2 protein-coding genes are annotated in these 3,684 nt (G+C 62.6%); one reads left to right on the top strand and one right to left on the bottom strand.

Features of this window, described 5'->3' with window-relative positions:
- A partial coding sequence (locus D8U82_RS22950) for a tyrosine-protein phosphatase (protein WP_130903076.1) occupies positions 1–1,781 on the bottom strand: 1,781 nt, incomplete at its 3' end.
- A gap of 338 nt (positions 1,782–2,119) precedes the next feature.
- Here D8U82_RS22950 and D8U82_RS22945 point away from each other — a divergent pair.
- Positions 2,120–3,658, top strand: a complete 1,539-nt coding sequence (locus D8U82_RS22945) for a class I SAM-dependent methyltransferase (protein ID WP_130903026.1) — start codon at positions 2,120–2,122, stop codon at positions 3,656–3,658.
- Positions 3,659–3,684 lie beyond the last annotated feature (26 nt).

Genomic DNA, 3,684 nt, shown 5'->3' with positions numbered 1-3,684 from the left:
TCGAACGCCGCGCGCTGCTCGATATCCAGCCCCAGCAGGTGGCCTTCGCTGTCGACTTGCTGATCGCCGAGCGCGCGTTCATAGCCCACGCGAACACCCGGGACCAACTGCCACGCACCCATCGTCACCGGGGCAAATGACACGTCGAGATTGGCCACCGCGCTGCGGCGGGTCTGCTTGATGCCATCGACGTCGAGCGCCAGCTCACTGCCCTTCTCTTTGAAACCTTGCAAGTCGAGATGACTGACGCGAAAGCCCAGGCTCGGTTCGAGAGTCACGCCGTTGAGCGGTGCGCGATAACCCAACGCCAGGGTCGCGCCGGTGAGGTTGCCATGGCTGTCGCCTTTGGCTGTGCCGAGGCCACCGCCAAGCTCGCGTTTGCTGTCGTAGTCGACGTAACCGGCGCTGGCGTTTGCGTCGACAAACAAGCCGCGCTCGAGGCTGGTGAGGCCGTAACGCGCACCGAGGTTGAGGAAGGTGAAGTCCGTATCGGCCTCGCCACCCGCTCCGCCCACGCTGCCCTTGCTGTAGCCAAAGCTGCCGCGCGCGCTGAGTTGTTCGCTGAAGCGCTGGGTGATGCCGAGCATCAGGCCCTGGCTGTGTTCGTTGCTGCTCTCGGCGTGGGCCGAGCCGTCCGTGCCGACGTAGCTGGCGAGCGCGGTGCTCCAGAGGCGGTATTGGCCGACCTTCAAATCGCTGCCGCTGGCGAACGGCGCAGCGGCTTGTTCGATCATCGCGTTCTGCCGCAATAGATAACTGGCCGCATCGGCGTGGACCTGACCGCCGACTTGAGATTCGACACCGCCCAGAGTGCCGGCGTCGATCGCCGATTGCAGGTAGTAGTTATAGGCGCTGTAGGTGCCGGACAGCTCGGAGTTCTGCAACTGCCGCAGCAATTCGGCACCAGCGGCGGCGTTGCCGACCAGCCCGGCCTGCCCCGGCAAGCTGTTGTACTCGACCAGTTTGCCGCGCAGTACGTAAATGGTTTCCTGGGACAGACCGAGGCCCTGCTTGAGGTAGTTGTCCATGCTGCCGTACTCAGCGGCGACCTGGTCGAGACCGGCCTGCAAGTAACTGGCCTGCACCCCGAGCAGCGGCCCGTAGACAGCGGCCATGCTCGGCGGCAAGGCTTTCAGGGTCGCGGCGACACGGGCGGCGGTGTAGTCGTTGGTCGCCAGATAATTGGCCATGATCGTCGCCTCATCGACGCCAGCGATGCTCTGCAACACGGCGGCGGTCCAGCCGGTGCGGTCCTTGCCGGCGGTGCAGTGGAACAGCTGCGCGGCGTCGACACTGGCCAACTCATTGAACAACTGGCCGAACTGCCCGCGCATGCCGGCATCGCTGACGAAAGCGCGGTTGGTGTCCTCCATCATCGCCACCGCTTCGGCGGCGCTGTGGAACGAAATATTGGTGATGTTCGCACCCGAGGTGGTGCTGCCGATGATGTCGATATTGCGATAGGCCGCGCCGCCGATCATCGTGTCAGGCGTGGCGGCAATTTCGCTGGGCGTGCGCAAGTCGTAAATGGCTTTGATGCCGAGACCATTGAGCGTCGCCAGATCCGTCGCCGACGGCGTCAATGCGTTGGAGCGGTAGAACACGCCGCTGCGCATCACGCCGTCGTGGGCGGTGGAGTACGCGGTGGTGATGCCGGCGATGTCGCGAAAGTTGTCGATGCCGGACAAGCGCGGCGTATCAAGGGTGACAGGCTCGGCCGCGTGGGCAGCGGCGATGGACAGGCTCAGAACGGACAGCGAACACAGAAGACGTTGGAACACAGTGCAGCCTCATGAAATCAGCGTTGGGCTGGTCACTATGGGCAGACGAGTGGGAGGGAATATGACAGTTTCGGCTGGCTACAAAATGCCTGCGCGAATGGGCCGTGGAGTGCGTGATCGGTCCATCAATCCTGCTTGGATATGTTGAAGATCCCTGTGGCAGCGAGCCTGCTCATGAAAGCGGCGTGTCAGCCGATTATATTCAAACTGAAAAAAAGCTTTCGCGAGCAGGCTCGCTCCCACAGGGTTTGGGGAAGTATCCGTTTTTTCAATTTGTCGCGCGCAATGCCAACCCCTTATAAGACTGCCATCACTTTCAAGAACAAGAGGCTGTACCCATGAGCAACGCCTGGAACGAAGGTTATTTCACCGACGAAGGCTACACCTACAGCTATAGCCGGGAGATCAATCCGGTGTTCCTGCGTTACTGCCTGTTGTTGCGCGGGTTCGCCACGCTGGAAAGCAACGACGGCGTGCACTGCGAACTGGGCTTCGGTCAGGGCGTGTCGATCAACATCCACGCCACCGCCAACCCGGGTTCGTTTGTCGGTACGGACTTTCACCCGGGTATGGCGGCCCATGCCATCGACCTCGCGACTGCCGCCAACAACGGCGCCCGCCTGTACGACGACAGTTTCGAACAGCTGCTCGCACGCAACGATCTGCCGCAGTTCGACAGCATCAGCCTGCATGGCATCTGGACCTGGGTCAGCCGCGACAATCAGAAGCTGATCGTCGAATTCGCCCGCCGTCACCTTAAACCGGGCGGCATGCTCTACGTCAGCTACAACTGCTTCCCCGGCTGGTCGCCGTCGGCGCCGCTGCGCAATCTGTTCAGCCTGCATGACCGTTTCGCCAATGCCTCGGCGCGCTCCGATGAGCGTATTGACGCCGCACTGGAGTTTTCCGAAGCGTTGCTCGCGGCCAATCCGAAGTATGCCGCTGCGGCGCCGAGTCTCGGGGCGCGGCTGCAAAGCATCAAGGGCCAGGATCGTCACTACGTCGCCCACGAATATTTCAACCGCGACTGGAACTGCATGTACTTCGCCGACATGGTCGACGCGCTGGCCCCGGCCAAACTCGACTACGCCACCACGGCAGTGCCGCTGGACTCAATCGACCCGCTCAACCTGAGCGCCGAAGGCATGGACTTTCTCGAAACCATCGAACACCCGATCATGCGCGAGCAAGCGCGGGACTACTTCGTCAACCAGCACTTCCGCCGCGACCTGTACGTGCGTGGCGCGACGCGCCTGTCCGCTGCCGAACGCCGGGCGAGAATGCTGCACAGCCGTTTCGCGTTGCTGCAACCCTGGGAAACTGTCGCGGGTTCGGTCACCGGTCCTGCCGGCGAAGCGACCCTGCAAGCGGAAATCTACGGCCCGGTGCTCGATGCCTTGGCGGCGCAGAACTATGCGGCCAAATCCATGCGCCAATTGCTCTCCGAGACTGCAATGGCTTACGACGACCTCGAACAAGCCCTGGCCGTGCTGATCGGTATGGGCGCGGTCGCTCCGTGCCAAAGCGAGGCCGCCGAGGCGCAGGTCAGCGGTCGCTGCGCCGCGCTCAATCTGCAACTGTGCAAACGCTCGCTGTACGGCGCCAACATCCAGACCCTGGCCAGCCCGGTCACCGGTGGTGGCGTGACGGTCAGCCGCTTCCAGCAGCTGTTCCTGATCTCGATCAAACAGGGCAAACAGCAGCCGGCCGAATGGGCGCAACTGGCGTGGGGGGTGATCAGCGAACAAGGTGAAGTGCTGGTCGACAATGGCCAGCCGCTGCTCACCGCTGAAGCCAACATCGCCGCGCTGACCGCACAGGCGCAGGTGTTTGCCGAGCAAACGCTGCCTGTGCTGAGGGCGCTTAAAATCGCTTGATTGCAAACGAACCAAGGTGGGAGCGA

The organism is Pseudomonas sp. Sample_23 (assembly GCF_004307595.1).
Lineage (GTDB): Bacteria > Pseudomonadota > Gammaproteobacteria > Pseudomonadales > Pseudomonadaceae > Aquipseudomonas > Aquipseudomonas atacamensis.
This window is presented reverse-complemented; position numbering and strand designations above follow the sequence as displayed.